This is a genomic window from Bradyrhizobium quebecense, from assembly GCF_013373795.3.
GTDB classification, from domain to species: Bacteria; Pseudomonadota; Alphaproteobacteria; order Rhizobiales; family Xanthobacteraceae; genus Bradyrhizobium; species Bradyrhizobium quebecense.
Map to the genome: position 1 here is coordinate 15,189 of NZ_CP088023.1, position 18,339 is coordinate 33,527.

An 18,339-nucleotide genomic window follows, 5' to 3' on the forward strand; every position below is an offset into this window, starting at 1 on the left:
AGACTCGCGCTCAAATGTTGCATCAATGGGATCAGCGTCCGTACACTGATGCGCGGCAGGTCGGCCGCGTTCGGGCGGAAAGCGATCGACGTCTCGGTAAGATCCGTCGACGCGATCCGAACCCCCCGCCGCCGTCCGTCCGGCAGCGCGACAACAACGTAGGCGGGACCGCGTCCCGACCGCTCCTTCAGCACCTCAAGCCGGTGCCCAAATAGGAAATGATGCGGGTCAGTGATCGTGACGTGAGACACGACCCGTTCAAGAATAGGGGTACTCTGCCGTGTTCGGCGATCCCACGCTTGGCGATGCCATCTTGGATCGCATCATTCACAATGCACACCGCATCGAGCTCAAGGGCGACAGCCTGCGTCGGCGGGCCGACGATAGGACAAACGCGTGACCACCGCACGCCCGATCGCCCCACCGGCCCACAGGTCCCTCCCGCGCGCGCCGCTGCGTCGCTCGTGGGGCCACTCCGCGCCGCGCGCGGGGCCCTCCCATGGACCGCCGGACCGATCTCCAAACCCTCCCGTCTGTCTTGACCAGAAAGACCATTTCCAGCACACATTAAACACGTCAGTCGTGTTCGCCTCCGCAAGTGATCACCATCGTCTGGAATCCGTGATCACGATCGCCTGCAATCGCTGATCACTATCCGTGGAATACGCATCAGAGGGCGCCCGAGAGGCTGGCGAGCGTGGTGTAAAGCGCTGAAGCGGCGTAGGATTCGGTTGCAAAGCCAACCCCATCACCTTCAGCCGCGAACACCACGCCCGCCATGACCGATGATACGATTCTGCCCTTCTCGTTTCCTGCCGTTCACGCCAAGAAAGTCACAGCTGCCTTCGATGGCGGTCGGCTGACCTCGAACGGGGGCGTGATGCTTCTGGCGATGGCCGAGCGGCGCCTCGGCTTGGCCGACAATTTGGCCCGCGTGTTCCCGGATCGGCGCGATCCGACGCGGGTCGTGCACAGCCTTGTCGATATGTTCCGCGCGCGCATGTTCGCGATCTGCTGCGGCTACGAGGACGCCGACGACCTCGATCATCTGCGGTCCGATCCCGCATTCAAGCTGGCCTGCGGACGGCTGCCGGACACTGGCCGGGATCTGTGTTCGCAGCCGACCCTATCGCGCCTGGAGAATGCACCACACCTGCGCGAGGTGATCCGGCTGAGCTCTGTGCTGGTTGACCTATGGATGGACAGCTACGCGCGAGCGCCGAGCGCAATCACGCTCGACATCGACGACACGGTCGACGTGGTGCATGGCCGTCAGCAACTCTCGCTGTTCAACGCCCATTATGATGAACACTGCTTCCTGCCGATCCACGTCTACGACACCGAGCACAGCCGGCCTGTTGCGGTCATCCTGCGCCCCGGCAAGACGCCGAGCGGCCGCGAGGTGCGGGCACACCTGCGCCGCCTGGTTCGGCGCATTCGCCGGCGCTGGCCCGATACGCGTATCACCTTCCGCGGCGACAGCCATTACGCCGGCCCCGAGGCGATGACTTTTTGCGAGCAAAACGGCGTCGATTACATCTTCGCGCTAGCCGGCACGAAGCCGCTCGCCAGAAAGGTCGACGAGGTCTGTGATGCAGTTCGAACCGAACGTGCGATCGAGAACAAGATCGTGGTTCGCGGCTACACCGAGACCCGCCACGCGGCCGGCTCCTGGCATCGTGAGCGCCGCGTCGTCGCCCGCATCGAGGCAACCCAACAAGGGCTCGACGTCCGCTACGTCGTCACCAGCCTGGATATCGGCTCGGCTGAGTGGATCTATGACAGCCTCTATTGCGCTCGCGGACAGGCCGAGAACCTGATCAAGCTGCACAAGACCCAGCTCGCCTCCGATCGCACCAGTTGCCGCTCGGCGCTCGCCAACCAGGTCCGCCTCGTCTTCCACACCGCCGCCTATTGGCTCATCCTCGCCGTGCGCGATGCCATCCCAAAGCCGCGCGATCTGGCAACGGCCGAGTTCAACACGATCAGGCTCAGGCTTCTCAAGATCGCAGCCCGCGTCATCGAGACCGCCACCCGCGTCCGTCTCGCCTTCGCTGCGGCGTGCCCCGACGCCGACCTGTTCCGCGGCTTGGCAAACGCTCTGGTCCCGCAAGCACCCTGACGCGCGGTGTCAATCGGCGTTCGACTGGGACCCCCTATCGGCATCCAAAAGGGACCCCTTTGATCGGCGTGCTCTGCTGGTAGCGCTCGGGTCGTCGGAGCTGGTCGGGGTTGCGGAGACGGCGCGAGCGCGGGTTGTTTGAACATCGTCGCGGCTTTTGAATCGCCAGCTGTCGTTGCCGGTCTCGACGATGTCGCAGTGATGGGTCAATCGGTCGAGTAGCGCGGTGGTCATTTTGGCATCGCCGAACACGGCAGAGTACCCCTATTCTTGAACGGGTCGTGTCTCACGTCACGATCACTGACCCGCATCATTTCCTATTTGGGCACCGGCTTGAGGTGCTGAAGGAGCGGTCGGGACGCGGTCCCGCCTACGTTGTTGTCGCGCTGCCGGACGGACGGCGGCGGGGGGTTCGGATCGCGTCGACGGATCTTACCGAGACGTCGATCGCTTTCCGCCCGAACGCGGCCGACCTGCCGCGCATCAGTGTACGGACGCTGATCCCATTGATGCAACATTTGAGCGCGAGTCTGAGCCTTCTCGACGAGAAGGTGATTCGCGATGACCCACCGACCGCTCCCAGGTCGCGTTGCGTATCGACCCCTGCCAACGTTGGCAAATCCATCCGGCCGTCCGATGGCCGATATTCCGCGCCTCTGGCCGAATCTGTCGACCGCGACGCAAACCCAGATTGCTCAAACGATCGCCGCGCTGATGCGGCGAATGCAAGCGATCCCCGGCACGCCCGGAAGGGGACTGGGTCGTGCTGATCAGCTCGACCGTCGCTGACGAGCGGCTCACGACGGCTCACCGAGCCAAGTTGGCCTATGTCTACGTGCGGCAGTCATCCGTGAACCAGGTGCGCCAGCATCAGGAGAGCACCGAGCTGCAGTACCGCCTTGTCGATCGCGCCATCGGTCTGGGCTGGCCGCCCGAGCGCGTCCAGGTGATTGACGAGGATCTGGGCAAATCCGGTGCTGGCGGCGTGGACCGTCATGGTTTCCAGAAGCTCATTGCCGAGATCGGCCTTGGCAACGCCGGTCTCGTGGTGAGTCTCGACGCTTCGCGCTTGGCCCGCAATAACCGGGACTGGCATCAGCTTCTCGAACTGTGCTCGGTATTTGGCGTGCTGATTGCGGATGGCGAGCGGCTTTACGATCCGCGCGCCTATCACGACCGCCTGCTGTTGGGCCTGTCCGGCATCATGAGCGAGGCGGAGCTGCATCAGCTTCGGATGCGCCTTCACCAAGGGGAACGGCAGAAGGCGGCGCGGGGCGAACTGCGGCTGCCGCTGCCGGCCGGGCTCGCCTACGATCGAGCGGGCACAATTGTTCTCAATCCGGATGAGGAGGTGCGCGCCCGTCTTCATCTCGTGTTTGCTAAATTCCGGGAACTGCAAAGTGCGCGCCGTGTGATGCGCTACTTGGACAGGAATGGATTGTCCTTGCCGGTTCGGCCGCTGCTTGGACCTTCTCCACACGAGATCGTCTGGCGTGCGCCAGATAGCACACGCGTCCTTAATATCCTTCAGAATCCGGCCTATGCTGGGGCGTATGTTTATGGCCGCCGGCAAAAGGACCCGAGCCGATGCCGGCGGGGATCGCTGACGGGAACGGTCAAGGTAGCGATCGCGGATTGGGCGGTTTGCCTCCACGCCGCTCACCCAGGCTATATCAGCTGGGAGGAGTTCATGGCCAACCAGGGGCGATTGGCAGATAACGTCTGCCGCTATGAGGCAGGTCACTCTGGCGTACCGCGCAAGGGGGCAGCCCTGTTACAAGGAATTGCGGTCTGCGGTCGTTGTGGACGGCGCATGAGCATGCGCTACACGGGCCCGAATGCCGACTATCCGGTCTATTGCTGCCGCTCGGATCGGGACCAGCAAGGCAGTGCAATGTGCCAGGAAGTCCGGGCCTTGGCGGTTGACGCGCTGGTCGAGCGGATAGTCCTCGACGCCCTGGTGCCGGATCAGATTGAGATCGCACTCGCAGCCGCGGGCCAACTGGAGCAGGAGAGCCGTCAGCTCGAGCGCCAGTGGGCGCTTCGCGTGGAGCGCGCCCGCTACGAGGCCGAGCGCGCTCGGCGCCAGTATGACGCCGTAGAGCCCGAGAACCGTCTTGTGGCGCGCTCACTTGAGCGGGCTTGGGAAGAGAGGCTGCGTGTCGCAGAGGCGGTCGAGCAGGAGCATGCGCGTTGGCGCGGGCAAGAGCCGCTTCTGATTGGCCCGGCGGAATGCGCAGGGCTACAAGCGCTCGGCGAGAACCTGCCGCGGATTTGGAACGCGGCCACCACGTCGGCAGCCGATCGCAAGCGCATTCTGCGATTTGTGATCCGCGAAGTCGTTCTTGATCAGAAGCGGACCCGAGGTCAGGTGTGGCTCAAGATCGTCTGGCAGACCGGTGCAACCAGCGAGCATCACGTGCAACGGCGCGTTCAGACATACCGTGATTACATCGACATTGATCGGTTGCGGCAACGGATCGTCGAGTTGAATGCTGAACACAAAATGGATGCCGAGATCGCGGCAATACTCAATCAGGAAGGCTTCGTCGCGGCTCGAGGCTGCGCCTTCAAAGGCGAGAATGTCTGGCTGTTGCGTACCCGCTGGGGCATTCCCACCGTCAAAATCAACGGCGTGGACAAGAATCCGATGCGCTGGCCCGATGGAAGCTTCTCAATTCAGGGCGCAGCGGCTGAGCTTGGAGTGACCCCGCAGACGGTGTTCGATTATCTCGCGCGGGAATTGCTGGCAGGTCGTCAGTTAGCCAAAGGCCAGCCATGGCAGATCGAGCTCTCAGACGACCAAATCCGTCAGCTTCGCAATCGGGTACGACGCACCAAGCGTTCGAAGAAGGAGGCATCATGAAGTCATCGGCTCACCGAACACACTGGGCCATTCGCCGAACGCAAGATTGGTGGTGACAATGATGGAGGTGCGCTCGTAGAGCCGGCTGATGAGATGGAACAGGAGCTGACCGCCGGATTGCGCGAACGGCAGATAGCCCAGCTCGTCGAGAACGATGAAGTCCATGCGGGTCAGATGCTCGGCGAGCCGTCCCTGCCGACCGTTGCGGGTCTCGGTCTCGAGCCGGTTGACGAGGTCGACTACGTTGTAGAAGCGTCCTCTGGCGCCATCGCGGATGCAACTTCTGGCGATGGCAATGGCCAGGTGGGTTTTGCCTGTACCGGTGCCGCCAACCAGCACGACGTTGCGTTGTTGGGCGATGAAGCCGCCGCCAGCGAGATCATTGACGAGAGTCTGATTGATCGGCGTGCCGTCGAACTGGAAGTCGGCGATGTCCTTGGCGAGCGGCAGCTTGGCAATGGTGAGCTGGTATTTGATCGACCTGGCTTGCTTCTCGTTGATCTCGGCGTTGAGCAGGTCGCCGACAATGCGTTGAGGCTCGTGCTGGCGCTTGACGGCAGTTGCCATGATCTCGTCGAAGGCAGCCTTCATGCCGTAGAGCTTAAGTTCGCCCATGAGGTCGAAGATTTGGGTTCGTTCCATCAGATGGTCCTCCGGAGGTTGTCGTAGCGGGCACAATCGGCGATCGGTGCATGACGGAGCGTCAGTGCGGCCGGCGTCATGATGTTGGCCGGTGGGGCGGGTTCACGTTGACGGGCCAGGATATTGAGAACGACATCGGCGGAATGGACGCTGTGACTGAGCGCTTCGGCACAAGCCGCTTCCACCGCGGACAGACCGTCAGTCAGCACCGCGGTGAGGATGTCGACCATCTGCCGATTGCCATCGTCGGTGCTGGCCAGCTTGCGCCGGATCCGCTCGATCGCGGCCGGCAGCACCCAGTCTTTGAAGGGAGCACCGTTGCGCAAGGCGCCGGGTTTGCGGGCGAGCACCGGCACATAATGCCAGGGGTCGTAGACGGTATCGCCGCGGCCAAAGGATCGCGGGTGCTCGGCAACGATACGTCCATCCTGACGGATCACGATGCGATCGGCATAGGCTTGAACCTCGACCGGTCGTCCGACTGCACTGGCTGCGACCGAGTACTTGTTGTTGTCGAAGCGCACCAGGCAGGTCTTCGAGACCGATGCTGTCACCGCATGGAAGCCGTCGAAGCGGCCGGCATAGGGAACGAGTTTGGGGCGTTCGGCTTCGAACACGTCCCAGATCGTCTGATCGACCAGCTCCGGATGGCGATGAGCCTTGGCGTAGGCGATGCACTTGTCGAGCAGCCAGGCGTTTAACTCGTCGAGGTTTTTGAACCGCAGCCGCGGCGTGAAGAAGCGCTCCCGGACCAGCCCGACCTGGTTCTCGACCTGCCCCTTCTCCCAGCCCGACGCTGGCGTACAGGCGACCGGATCGACCAGATAGTGGCTGCACATCTGCAGGAAGCGGCGATTGTAGAGACGGCCTTTACCGACAAAGATCGTCTCCACCGCGGTCTTCATGTTGTCGTAGATGCCGCGGGTGCAGGTGCCTTTGAACAGGGCGAATGCCCGGTCGTGGGCGTCGAACACCATCTCCTGCGTCTCCCGCGGATAGGCCCGCACGAACAGCATGCGACTGTGACAGAGCCGAACATGAGCAGCCTTCACCATCACCGTGGTGCCGCTCAGCAGGACCACCTCGTGGCTCCAGTCGAACTGGTAGGCTTCGCCTGGTGCAAAGCTCAGCGGCACATAAGCCGACGCTGTCGAGGTGCCGCGTTCCTTGGTCCACCGTCGGGCGTATCGACGAACCGCATCATAGCCGCCGGCATAACCCAGGCCGCGGAGTTCCTCGAATAGCCGGATCAGCGTCAGCCGTTCCCGCGCCGCCTTGCTCTCATTCCCTGCCAGCAACCGATCAAGCTCGGCACTCCAGGCACCCATCTTCGGGAGCGGCTGCGTCTCGCGCTCGTACCGGAACTCCGTCGCTTGAGAACGAATGACCTTGCGAACCACCTTCCGCGATACGCCAAGTTCTCGGCAGATCGCCTTGATCGGACGACCATCAACAAAGTAGGCGCGACGGATCTTACCAATCGTCTCCACCACCAGCATCCCAACCTCGGCTTCCATGACTCGATGGAAGCCACTGTGGACCCTTATCCCGGGGTCCCGATTGGATGCCGATCACCCCGAAACGGGGGCGCATTGCCTCATCCAGAATGTTACTGGACAACTTCTCGCCGATGACTGGGTCGGCGCCACCGAATCGGTTCGGTGGCCTCTATGGCGGGAAAGATCAGCATGGGCGCGCGGCGCGAAGTGGTGTCGGCGGTGATGGAGCGTTACCGATCGGCCGGACGGGCGGAGAAGGGACGCATCCTCGACGCGCTATGCGCGACGACAGGCTGGCATCGCAAGCATGCGGTGCGTGCACTTCGGCCACGCGCGACGGTTGGGCCGCGCAAGGTCGAGGCGCCGCGAGAGCGCAAGCGTAGATATGGCGCGACGGTCAAGGACGCGATGACGGCGCTGTGGGAGGCGTCGGATCGGGTGTGCGGCAAGCGGCTCAAGGTGATGATCCCGACCTTGCTGCCAGCTCTCGAGCAACATGGCCGATTGCAGCTTGGGCAGGCGGACCGTGATCGTGTTCTGGCGATCAGTGCCGCTACCATTGACCGCCTGCTCGTCGATGTGAAGCTCGTGGCGAGCGGCGGCAGGCGGCGCCGTGCCGGCTTCTATTCGGCAATCCGGCGCGAGGTCCCGATCCGCACGTTCAATGACTGGAACAGCCCGGTGCCCGGCTTCTGCGAGGTCGACATGGTCGCCCATGGCGGCACGTCGGTGGCTGGCTCGTTCATCCAAACCCTGACGATGGTCGATGTCGCCACCGGCTGGACGGAGTGCCTGCCGTTGCTGACGCGGGAAGGTTCGCTGGTCGTCGAGGCGATCAACAGCGCACAGAGCCTGTTCCCCTGGCTGTTGCGCGGCGTGGACTTCGACAACGACAGCGCCTTCATGAACGATGTCGTCGTGCCATGGTGTCGCGAACAGAAGCTCGAAGTCACTCGCTCGCGCGCCTACAAGAAGAACGATCAGGCGTTCGTCGAACAGAAGAATGGTGCCGTCGTCCGCCGCCTCATGGGCTATGGCCGCTTCGATGGCGTCGAGACGGTGCGTGTGATGGGCCGCCTCTATGCGGCGGCACGGCTCTACGTCAACTTCTTCCAGCCGTCGTTCAAGCTGAAGGAGAAGCGTCGCGAAGGGGCTAAAGTGATCAAGCGCTATCATCCCCCGTCGACGCCCTATGAGCGTGCATTGGCGCATCCCAAGGTGACCGCGGCCGTGAAGAAACGGCTACGCGATCAGTATCGCTCGCTCGATCCGGTCGCGCTGTTGGCGGAGATTCGCGTAACCCAAGAGGAACTCGGCAATCGCGTCGATCGTCGTGCCGGACAGGCGCGCGGCCTGCAACCCGCTCACACTAGCACCCTGCCAGCGACCGCGGCGACGTTCGCGAAGACGCTCGGCAAGACGGTGACGGTCGGCGAGCCGCGTGCCACGCACCGGCGAACTCGTCGGCCCTATAAGACCAGAGTTCGCATGCCGTCCAAGCTCGACCCGCATATTGCTGCGATCGAAGGTTGGCTCGCAGAGCAGCCGCAGCTGACGGCGCTCGCAATTGTCGGCCGGCTGAGCGAGAAATACCCCGAGGAGTTCGGGAAGAGACAGCATTCGATTGTGCAGCGTCTGCTGAGGGCGCTCAGACGGAGGGCTGCCGAACAGTTGGTCGCCCAGGGTCCGTTCGGCGACGCCACGACCGCTGCCCCATTGCCCGGGGTTGTGGACGGCTCGGGCTATTTAGGGCCCGACCCGCCCACAGCCCCTCTCGTCGAGCAAGCCGGGAAAGTCACCTGGCGCGGCCGATCAATCGACATCGGATCGTCATCGGCAATGGCGCCATCAGGGTAACGTTCGCAGATGCGGCAATACGGGGGGTCCTTATTCCATGCCGAAACACATCCTCTATTCGGATCGTCGCAGACCTCAACTGCCACACGAGCAGCGCCGCATTCATCAAATCCAGTGTTTCTGAAAGCGTGACTGTCGAGGCGACGGTACGAGGATCGGATTGCAGCCTATCAAACGCCGAGGTGATGCCTTCGGGAGAGATCGGGAAAGTGCTGAGCCAGGCCCTCGACCTCAACGGCCGACTTCGGAGCGCTCTTCAGGACGGCTTGAACACATTATGCGGCGGTCGGTGATGCCATGCTGGATTGTAGATTCCATCCGCAGGACATCCAGTGACGATCGCCTGCTTGCGGCGCGGCGTGCAGCCGCCCAAGCTAAGGTGGGCGGCAAGTAAGGCTGCATCGCGACACGGCATGGCGCTGGATTTGCCTTTTCGCGACGTTTCTCGCCGAACTTCTTTCGAAGAGTGCCAACCTGTCAGGAAATCGGATCCGATTCGTTCCGTTCTGACGTAGCTGCTCCTTGCCGCTCCCGCTCGAGCCTCGCGGCCTTCAATCTGGAAAGCTTCTCGAACGTTGCGGACGGCGACATCGTCCTCGGTATAAGGTCGACGGTTCCGACGTATTGTCCCGCTTCGTTCGAAGTCGTTTCGCCGGGACGCCCGCTTTCCGAACCATCGATCTGATGGAAGAAGAGTTGGGCTACCGTGTCGCCAGGATGCAGCGTCAGCGGAATCTCTCCCAAATTTCTGAGCTCCAGAGTGAGCGTGCCGGCAAAGCCGGGATGAATGCCTATAGCCGTCGCTATCGTGAGACCCAACCTTCCCCACGTGGAGCGCCCTACGACATACGACATCAGATCGCGCGGCAGTCGCAGATATTCGAGCGTCCCCGCAAGGATGAACTGGTGCGGATGGATGACCAGGGCCTTACCAAAAGGAACGTAGGACCTAGAATAGAGCTTTGCGAGTTCGAGATGGCGCTGGGCCTTGGGACCGAACGCCATTTCGTCGATCGCGCCGATCAAGGACGGCGACATGAGAGCGAACTCGAAGCCGAGGCGGACGTCGATGGAGGCCCTGTCGTCCTTGACCTGCTCGTCGGGCTCGAGGATCGGACTCACGACGAGCCTCTTCGAGAGATCGCGCGTCTTCAGGCGTCTTCGCAGTTCGCTTCCCGACAACACCGTCATGCCTGCATCCAGATTCGTTTGGCCTCGGACAGTTCGACGGCCTTCACCAGCAGCGAGTGGAGCTTCTCGGACTTCTCCGCGATCAGGAGTTGCGGTTCCTCCTGCCGGACGGCGAGTTGGTCGAGCCGCGTTAGGAGCACGGCCCATCCGACGTTGAGGATGGACGACAGTTCGGCGTGGGTCGTGGATTCGAGGCTGACGCCGAACTCTATCGGAGGAATCGCCATGACCAGGGCGTCAAGGTGCTCCTTGAGATCCCGATCGAGTTGTTGCGAGGTGTAGAGCAGCGAGGGAGCGACCTGTGCGATGTGATCGTAGGCGGTGCGGAAGACCTCCTCGCTCACGCTTTCCACCAACTCCGGAAGCCGGCACAGGATGTGCGCCTCCTCCTCGTCGTAGTCCTTGGCGACGAGGCTCTCGATCAGCACGTCGTCCGGCGCGGGTTGTTCGAGCAACTGGCTGTTGATGCCCTCCTGGAGCTCGACGCCGGTGCGCTTCAGGAAGACGGACGGATGGTCCCACTTGCCCGCCCGGGTCAGGTTGCGGAAGGCGATCCTCCTTCTCAGGATCGCCGGCGGATGGGTCCGCGTCAGGATGTATTCGGAGGTCTTGCCCTGTATGAAGGCGCACAGGGCAAAGTAGAACGCCGGCCCGAGCATGCAGATTCCGACCGCGTCGGCGAGCAGTTCGGAGAGCCAGGACTTGGTCGTCGCATTGAAGAAGGTCTTACTCTCGGGACGAATGTCGGCGACACCGAGCGAAGTGAGCACCTTGTGCGAAAACTTCGTCAGTTCCTCGTCCGGAAAGTCGAACTGGGGCGCGATACTCTGGTGGATGATGTGGCCGACTTCATGAGCCACGATGGCGAAATGAGGCAGGATGCCCAGCGCGCGGCTCGGGACGGTTATCCGCAGATACGGCCACTTGCTCTTCGCCGACAGTATCCGCTGCAGGTCTCGAGAGGTGTCCCGTATTCCCTCGAAGTCGGTGAGCTGAAAACGCCTTATCTCGTAGATAGGCGCCGGAAGCGCGCGGAAGAACGTGACGTTCGGAATCCTCAGAAGTTCGATCCACCTCTGCATCGGACCGACCACCGGATAAGGCAGATCCTCGGAGCCCGATCCCTCCATCTCGACAAGAAGCGAGTAGACCAGGTTGTTGAGGTCGTTGGTGTCCTTGAGGATCTGAGAGCAGTCGGGGGCGGAGGCGGCGTCGAACCTCTGCAGATAGTCGAGCGAGGTATTCGAGATCGCTTCGCAGAGATCGAGCCATTCGGATGGACCGGACAGGTCTCCGGGATGCCCGCGCAGGCGGAGCTTCGCGACATGCGACTTGAGACGCGAGATCATGAACTCGGCTGCATTGCGTTCAGCCGGTAGGTTCACGCGCCAGCCTCTCAGGACAGATGGGAAGCTTCGGCAGGTTTGTACGAACTCGCCGCGGACTCGTACTTCAGGCTGCGCAGCAGGAGATCAATCAGGTCCGCCGCGGCCTTTCGGCGTTCGGCATCGACGTCGCCGTTCCGGCCGAGTTCGGAAAGCACCGCCGCCGTGTTGCGGAGCTGCGGGACGAGTTCGCTCCGGAGGCGGGACGAGAGCATGCGGTGCACGAGTTCGTAGGCCTCAATGGTGTCGACGGTCCCCCGCGTGTTCGAGAAGGCGGCGGCGGTCGTCGACGCCGATCCCTCCATGGCCTGGGTGACGAACCTCTGCAGATTGCGGAGCACGAGCTCGCGCCGGCCCCGTTCGAGGCTCTGGCCCCGGACCACGGCGAGGCTGTCCTCGAGCACGTGGCGAAGCCCGACGGAGAATACGAAATTCTGCGGCCTATCCATGCGACACCATCATGCCGATTTCAAAAGTTTCGCCTGCTTGATCACTTCTTTTCGGATCGGATTCAATTCGACTAAAAATGCGAAGCACTGCTGACCGCTCATCAAGTCCACCAACTTCTTGTCGCGGTCGCGAAAATAGATCGATTTTCCGTCGGTGACGAGGATGCCGGGTATGCGCGACGTTTCGCCCATCTCGCGGAATTTCCTGTTCATTCCCGCGAAACTGTCCTTCATCCGCTTCACCGAGACTCCCGCCTGCAGCAGACGCGTAATCACCTTCAGAAACACGATGTCGCCGAAAGAATACATTCGTTTCCGACCGCGTCCGCGTCCTCCCGGGGTGGCTGGCACAACGATCCCCGATCTACACAGGTAGTCGAGCATCGGCCTCCGGATTTGCGTCAGGGAGACTACCTCTTTCGTCTCGAACAAATCAAGAACCTCGTTAAAATAATAGTCTAGCTCTAAACTTTTGTTTTATCAATCGATGGTTGACGCACTTATCGGCTTCTTCAAGAGCGATCGTTCTAGTGCGGGATTTTGTCGTAGGATCGCGCAGCGTCGATCGACGCGATCCGGACGATCAGATCACTGCAGGATGACGGACCGTCGTCGTGCGGCCGCGCAAGCCTGCCCCCTGGACTCGGATCGAAGTTTTAGGATCGGGATGGTAGTCAGGAGAGAGCGCCGCGCGAGCAGCCGCGAAGCCTCAGAAGGGATGCGCTTCGGTCACGACCGAGAACACGCACAGATTTCCCACTGCGGTTTTCAGACGCGTCAGGTCGGCGCCGGTCGCCTCAATGCTCGCAAAACGGCCACGCCCGAATACCCGCAGCACTTCCGCGCGCGAGTTGTCGATAATGAGCTGCTTCAGGTCCGGAGCCTTTCCGTCCTTCGCCTTTAGCGCCGCCCGTTCGTTCAAGCTAACCGTAATCTTCATGCTCGTAGTCCTAAACGCGGATGCACCGCCTGCCAACGGCAATTCGGTGCATACTTTCCTTTAGCACGCACTGCACAACACGGGGAGTCCCTTCCCCTGCCGTTTCTCGTCCAGTCCGAGGTTCATACACATGGAAGCAAGCTTTTTGGCGGCGAAATCGGCCCGTCGGGTCCCTGCCAGACGCTTGTAAGCCGGATCGGCCGAAAGCGCACATGCCAGGACTCCGACCACAATCGGGCTGGAAAACGAGGTTCCCTCCCGGTCGAACGTATGCTTTCCGTCGTAACAAATGGTTATTCCGACCGCGGGCGCAACCACGTCCAGGTCGGCACCGTACGACGAGTGAAGGTAGTGAAATACCGGAAAATCGAGCAGCTTGCCCCACGCTCCAGGGGATTTCCTGGCCTTCGATTGGACGCCATGCATCAACGATCCCGGGGGCGCGACCTCAGCCTTGCCCATGCCGCCGACGCCTATAACATGCGCGAGCCGTGCGGGAATTGCGGGCCGTTTCTTGGCGTCGTTGCCGGCGGCCGCAATCACCAGGCATCCCTGATCCCTCGCGTAGTTGACGGCGCTCTGCATCACGCGGTCGGACTCGTCTTCGCGTCCTTCAGCCACGTACGACCCGCCTGAAATGTTGATCAAATCGACCTGCATGTCCGCCAGAAGGTGAATCGCCGCCGGAATCAATTCGCTGTCGATCCGCTCCTCCTCCGCTTCGTCCGACACGTCCACGAACAGCACGTCGGCCTCGGGGGCGATGCCGCTATCGGTCTCGCCATGGCCCTTGCCGCAAAGAACCTGGCATACGTGCATGCCGTGGCTCATCGGCGGCACGTAGTCGAAGTCGAGAGCCTCCCCTTCCGGATTCATCAAAGTCACGTGCTCGAGCGAAGACCGAGGCTGATAACCGAGATCGATGACGCCGATCCGAATACCCTTGCCGCTGCCGTTCTCCCGGGAAACGCCGACAATGGATTTCCACCATGGCCTGGCGTCAGCATACGTGATTGGCTCGCAGCGGCAGGAGCCCGTCGACGACGGGCGCAACACGATCGTGTTCCAATGACCATCCATCGGCTTGACGACGGCCAACCGCGGAAACATCTTCCCGCGGACCGGTACCTCGACCTCTCCGTCTTCGATTTCCTTGCCGAAGCTGGTCCCGTCCGGAAACACGAACTCGACGAACCCTTTGATGACGTGTCCTTCGGGACAACCGCACTTCAACATCATCGCGACACCTCGGGTTTCGATCGGCCTGCTCCAGCCTAACCTATTATGCGGCAGCAGCCATGCCACGGTTACTCCGGCATTGTGGGATGCTGCGAAGTTCTGCGCATAGGAGCGCGGCGACAGCTCGGATTTGAAGTAACCGAGCCGGTTGGCGATGCCGGACACGAACAGGAACCTCGGCGAAGGGATGCAGAACCGGATCACTCCGTGGGTGGTCTCGACGGCGTCCGATGCCGGCGTCGGACCACCGGCTTTCCGGATTCGGCGCGCCGGAATAATTTGGGCGTCCGTTGGTGCTCCGGAGGAGGGCCACCAGTGGCTCCGCTTCCCAGCTCTTGTTCACGACGATCATTCCGCGTGTAGGCATCGCTTTTCTCTAGCAGACGTGGAATCCTCCGTTCATCGCATGTGGACCGGCACCCGTCCAGAAATTCGTTCCGGCGGGCGGTCCTTCAAGATCGGGGGATGCCGATGGCGGACGAGACGACGAACGATCCCGAGCAGACACCCTTCCAGGTCACGGACTTTCTCGGAGGGCCCAAACTCGAGGACGGCATCGGAATCTGCCTTTCCGGCGGCGGCTTTCGCGCGATGCTGTTCCATCTCGGCAGCCTGATCCGGCTCAACGAACTCGGTCTGCTGCCGACCATCGATCGCGTTTCGAGCGTCTCGGGCGGATCGCTCGCGGCGGGAATCCTTGCCGCTGGCTGGTCGGATCTCGATTTTGACACCAACGGTGTCGCCAGGGGTTTTGACGCAAAGGTGTCGAAACCCCTTCTCAGGCTCGCGAAAAAACGTGTCGACGTGCCGGCGATCCTGCTCGGCTTCATTCCGTTCGTGCATGCCGCCAACGTGGCGGCCTTGACCTACGATCGGATCGTCTTCGATTCGAAGACGCTGCGGGACCTTCCGGATCGTCCGCGTTTCGTCTTTACCTCGACGAGCCTGCAGACCGGTGTGCTGTGGCGTTTCGCAAAGGAATACGCGGCGGATTGGCGTGTCGGGAAATGGGCGGATCCGGATCTGAAATTGGCGCTCGCAGTTGCCGCTTCCGCCGGCTTTCCTCCGTTGCTTTCTCCCGCCAGGATCAAACCGCCGAAGGGCGCCATCAAGTCGTGGAGCGAACCCACGACGCTGTCCGGCCCCGGGTTCACCAAACGGCTATTCCTGACCGATGGCGGCGTCTACGACAATCTCGGCCTCGAGCCGATATGGAAGCGCTATCGGACGCTTCTCGTCAGTGATGGGGGAGCGGTGACGCAACCGATCGCCCGACCGTTCACGAACTGGTACTCCCAATTCCGCCGGGTGCTCGACGTGTCTCTGCAGCAGGGCATCAACACCCGGATCCGGATACTGCACGGTCTCGATCGCTCGCAAGCCAGGACAATCGCCTATTGGGGCATTGGCACGAACGTCGACAGCTACGGCAAGGGCAATCCGCTGGGGTTCTCCGCAGCGATGACGGCGCAGGCGGCCGTCGTGCCGACCCGGTTGACGAAATTTTCCGCCGATACCAGGCGGCTTCTGGTCAAGGCCGGTTACGCCCATACCGAGGCGGCTCTCGCCGCCAGCCGGGTCCGGATTCCCAATCCCTGCGATCCGAGCTTCGATCGTCTCCCGGATGTCGGATAGGAGCAACGAGCATGTCTTTCGTCGATCAAAACACCGCCTACGAGACCTGGATGAGGACGGTCTGCGACGTCGTGGAGGAAGATCTTGAGCGCAAGCACGATCGCATGAGCAAGACCGCCTTTAAGTTTCTCAGGGCGACCTTCTTCCGTTGGGCACATACGGTCGCAGCGACCGTTCCCGAAATCATGGAACTCCCCGCTCCGCTCGCCGTCGGCGACGCCCACGTCGAGAACTTTGGCACCTGGCGGGATGCCGAAACGAGGTTGGTATGGGGGATCAACGACCACGACGATGCCGCCGAAATCCCGTACGCCTCCGACATCCTGAGACTCGCGGTGAGCGTGCGCCTCGCCGACTTCAGCGTCGGAAGCCGGGATGCTGCGCAGGCGATCTTCGAAGGCTACGGCGAAGGACTGCGCGACCCCGGCCCCACGCTGCTCGACCAGAAAGAGATGTGGATGCGGGACTACGTCACGGTCACGGACGAGCATCGCACGGCGTTCTGGGGGGAGATCGACGACTACTCCGGCGCGAGCCCGTCGTCAGACGCCAAATCCGCGCTCCTCGCGAGCCTGCCCGCCGGTGCCGAGTTCGAACGGTTCGCGGGCGCCAGCAAGGGAGGAGGCAGCCTCGGTAGACCACGTTTCGTCGCGGTCGCGCGATGGCGCGGCGGTCGCATAGCCCGCGAAGCGAAGGCACTTCTGTCGTCTGGCTGGGACTGGGCGACCGGAAACGCTGCCCGCCCTAGCAGACTGAACGACGCCGTGAACGGAGCCACATCCGCACCGGATCCCTTCCTTCACACCGATCGCGGATTCATCGTGCGGCGGATCGCCGCGGACACGCGAAAGGTCGAGCGCAACTCGGACTTCGACCGGAAGCTGGACGCGAAGCTGTTGCGGGCGATGGGTTCCGAGATCGGATCCATCCACGCTTCCACGCCGCAGCTCAAGCAGGCGATCCTCGACGATCTCAAACAGCGCGATCCCGGCTGGCTTTACGAAACGGCCAAGGCGACGGCTTCGGCGGTCGGGACAGATTTCGCCGAATGGAGTGCCTCCAATGCCTGAAAAGAAATTGACGAACGACGGGATTGATTTTCCCTAACACAAGCTTAAGGTGTAGCTATCAAATAATAATCGCGTCAGAACTTTTCGGCCAGCCGGCTCTATGCCGGGATGGTTTCGTGTGTCCATTTTTCGGTCCGTCATGCGGGCGTTGCGTCCGACAGCCATCATATGCGGACAACATTCATAGGAGGCGTCATGGCAAATATCGATTTCGTGCGTCTCAAGAAGGTCGCCGACCAGGTTGACGCGCTCCAGCAGAGCCAGGCGCTCGGAAAATTCCGGCCCGAGCGCATCCCAAACATCGCCTTCCCGACGGCGCCCTTCAGTTGCTCGGCCTTCGAGGCCGGCGTGAGCCCGGATTGCACGTACCGACTGATCTCGGCGGCGCTGGAGGAGGCCAAACATACCCTGCTCGTGTACGTGTACGAAATCCATGCCGAATACATGGTCGATCTCGTCAAACAGGCCCACGCCAAGGGCGCAAAGGTGCGCCTCATGTACGACCACGGCGGTACGCACGCCGAGGAGCGCGACGTGCTGGAAGCGCTCGCCGACGATGGCTTGGAGATCAAGCCGGCGCCGTCGAGCGGCGGACGCGGAGTCTTCACCGTGTGCCACCAGAAGTTCGTGGTGATTGACGGAAAGACCGTCGTCGTCGAGAGCGCGAACTGGGCCGAGACCTCGATCCCGCTCGTCAAGGAAGGCGATCCCTTCAAGAAGGGGAATCGCGAATGGATGCTCCGCATGGACGATGCGGAGGTCGCCAAATTCTTCACCGCAGTGTTCGACGCCGACTGGAACATCCCCGATCTCGGTGCGCCCGGCGGACTGGTGTCGGTCGACGAAGACGACATCGTCGAGGCGATGATGGTGCCGGCGGAGCTCGTCGCCCGTCCCCAGAAGATCTTCGACATCGACAAGTTCGACGGGGCTACGGCCGTCATGCCGATATTCTCGCCCAACAACTACTTCGACGTCGTCTCGGCGCGCCTCGAGAAGGCCGAGGAGAGCATCATCCTCCAGCAGCAGTACGTCCTCGCCGGCGACAAGGTCGATGACCTCCTCCAGATCGTGGCGGAGCGCCGCGAAAAGGGCGTCGACGTGCGCATCATGGCGAGCGCGACGTTCCCGAAGAATTGGAACCTCACGGTCGAAACCTTGGATGCGGTCGGGCTAAAGGATTGCCTGAAGGCGCTGAACCTGAAGTTCTTCACACATCTGCACAACAAGGGCGTCATCGTCGACCGTACCCACGTGGCGGTCTCGTCGACCAACTGGAGCGCCAATTCGATCACGAAGGCGCGCGAGGCGGGCGTTCTGCTGACGTCCAAGCACCTGGCCGGCTACTATGCCGGCGTCTTCGACGAGGATTGGAACGAAGGCATTGCTGCGGACGACGTCAGGAAGAAGCTGCTCGAAGTGGGTGGCGGGGAGATCGTCTGAG

14 protein-coding genes and 3 pseudogenes are annotated in these 18,339 nt (G+C 62.0%); 8 read left to right on the forward strand and 9 right to left on the reverse strand.

What is annotated here, in order from left to right:
* Positions 1-271: 271 nt before the first annotated feature.
* Positions 272-400 (forward strand): annotated as a pseudogene (locus HU230_RS41485) (ATP-binding protein); the annotation flags it as partial.
* Between the two features lie 378 nt (positions 401-778).
* Entirely contained in the window at positions 779-2,122 is a 1,344-nt protein-coding gene (locus HU230_RS41490) for an IS1380 family transposase (RefSeq protein ID WP_176535394.1), read from the forward strand.
* Positions 2,123-2,131: 9 nt separating this feature from the next.
* On the opposite strand, the pseudogene HU230_RS41495 reads toward HU230_RS41490, so the two are convergent.
* A pseudogene (locus HU230_RS41495) lies at positions 2,132-2,380 on the reverse strand (ATP-binding protein); the annotation flags it as partial.
* A 378-nt stretch (positions 2,381-2,758) separates the two neighbouring features.
* Between HU230_RS41495 and HU230_RS41500 the strand changes: the two are divergent.
* Positions 2,759-2,911, forward strand: a complete 153-nt coding sequence (locus HU230_RS41500) for a hypothetical protein (RefSeq protein WP_224497196.1) — start codon at positions 2,759-2,761, stop codon at positions 2,909-2,911.
* Complete coding sequence (locus tag HU230_RS41505; protein WP_176529005.1) at positions 2,886-4,988, forward strand: recombinase family protein; 2,103 nt, start codon at positions 2,886-2,888, stop codon at positions 4,986-4,988. The genes HU230_RS41500 and HU230_RS41505 overlap by 26 nt, the downstream gene beginning before the upstream one ends.
* Positions 4,989-5,003: 15 nt before the next feature.
* On the opposite strand, the pseudogene istB reads toward HU230_RS41505, so the two are convergent.
* Positions 5,004-5,630: pseudogene (istB, locus tag HU230_RS41510) on the reverse strand (IS21-like element helper ATPase IstB); the annotation flags it as partial.
* Positions 5,630-7,129: an IS21 family transposase gene (istA, locus tag HU230_RS41515; RefSeq protein WP_166309211.1), complete on the reverse strand. Its 1,500-nt coding sequence runs from the start codon at positions 7,127-7,129 to the stop codon at positions 5,630-5,632. The pseudogene istB and the gene istA, both read right to left, overlap by 1 nt.
* Before the next feature lie 171 nt (positions 7,130-7,300).
* On the opposite strand from istA, the gene HU230_RS41520 reads away from it, so the two are divergent.
* A complete protein-coding gene (locus HU230_RS41520) occupies positions 7,301-8,986 on the forward strand; it encodes an integrase catalytic domain-containing protein (RefSeq protein ID WP_176529943.1) in 1,686 nt (561 codons plus the stop codon).
* Positions 8,987-9,463: 477 nt separating this feature from the next.
* Here the strand turns inward: HU230_RS41520 and dcd are convergent, their stop codons facing one another.
* From dcd to HU230_RS41550, 6 genes are all read right to left on the reverse strand, one after another.
* Complete coding sequence (dcd, locus tag HU230_RS41525; protein ID WP_176535396.1) at positions 9,464-10,177, reverse strand: dCTP deaminase; 714 nt, start codon at positions 10,175-10,177, stop codon at positions 9,464-9,466.
* Positions 10,174-11,562, reverse strand: coding sequence for a hypothetical protein (locus HU230_RS41530; RefSeq protein ID WP_176535397.1), 1,389 nt, complete (start codon positions 11,560-11,562; stop codon positions 10,174-10,176). Before HU230_RS41530 ends, dcd begins: the two co-directional genes overlap by 4 nt.
* 11 nt (positions 11,563-11,573) lie before the next feature.
* Positions 11,574-12,011 carry a hypothetical protein gene (locus tag HU230_RS41535; RefSeq protein ID WP_176535399.1) on the reverse strand — a complete coding sequence of 146 codons (438 nt, stop codon included), beginning with the start codon at positions 12,009-12,011 and terminating at the stop codon, positions 11,574-11,576.
* 9 nt (positions 12,012-12,020) lie between these two features.
* Positions 12,021-12,395 carry a MerR family transcriptional regulator gene (locus HU230_RS41540; RefSeq protein WP_176535401.1) on the reverse strand — a complete coding sequence of 125 codons (375 nt, stop codon included), beginning with the start codon at positions 12,393-12,395 and terminating at the stop codon, positions 12,021-12,023.
* Between the two features lie 325 nt (positions 12,396-12,720).
* Positions 12,721-12,951, reverse strand: coding sequence for a hypothetical protein (locus tag HU230_RS41545; protein WP_176535403.1), 231 nt, complete (start codon positions 12,949-12,951; stop codon positions 12,721-12,723).
* Between the two features lie 60 nt (positions 12,952-13,011).
* The gene (locus HU230_RS41550; RefSeq protein ID WP_176535405.1) at positions 13,012-14,355 is read right to left on the reverse strand and encodes a S8 family peptidase; all 1,344 of its coding nucleotides are present in this window, start codon (positions 14,353-14,355) and stop codon (positions 13,012-13,014) included.
* Between the two features lie 306 nt (positions 14,356-14,661).
* Between HU230_RS41550 and HU230_RS41555 the strand changes: the two genes are divergently transcribed.
* The 3 genes from HU230_RS41555 (at position 14,662) to HU230_RS41565 (ending at position 18,338) form a co-directional block, all read left to right on the forward strand.
* Entirely contained in the window at positions 14,662-15,825 is a 1,164-nt protein-coding gene (locus HU230_RS41555) for a patatin-like phospholipase family protein (RefSeq protein ID WP_176535407.1), read from the forward strand.
* Positions 15,826-15,836: 11 nt separating this feature from the next.
* Positions 15,837-16,895 (forward strand): DUF2252 family protein, encoded by a 1,059-nt coding sequence (locus HU230_RS41560; protein WP_176535409.1) that lies wholly within the window; start codon positions 15,837-15,839, stop codon positions 16,893-16,895.
* 195 nt (positions 16,896-17,090) lie between these two features.
* A complete protein-coding gene (locus HU230_RS41565; protein WP_176535411.1) occupies positions 17,091-18,338 on the forward strand; it encodes a phospholipase D-like domain-containing protein in 1,248 nt (415 codons plus the stop codon).
* The last annotated feature ends 1 nt before the right edge of the window (position 18,339 follow it).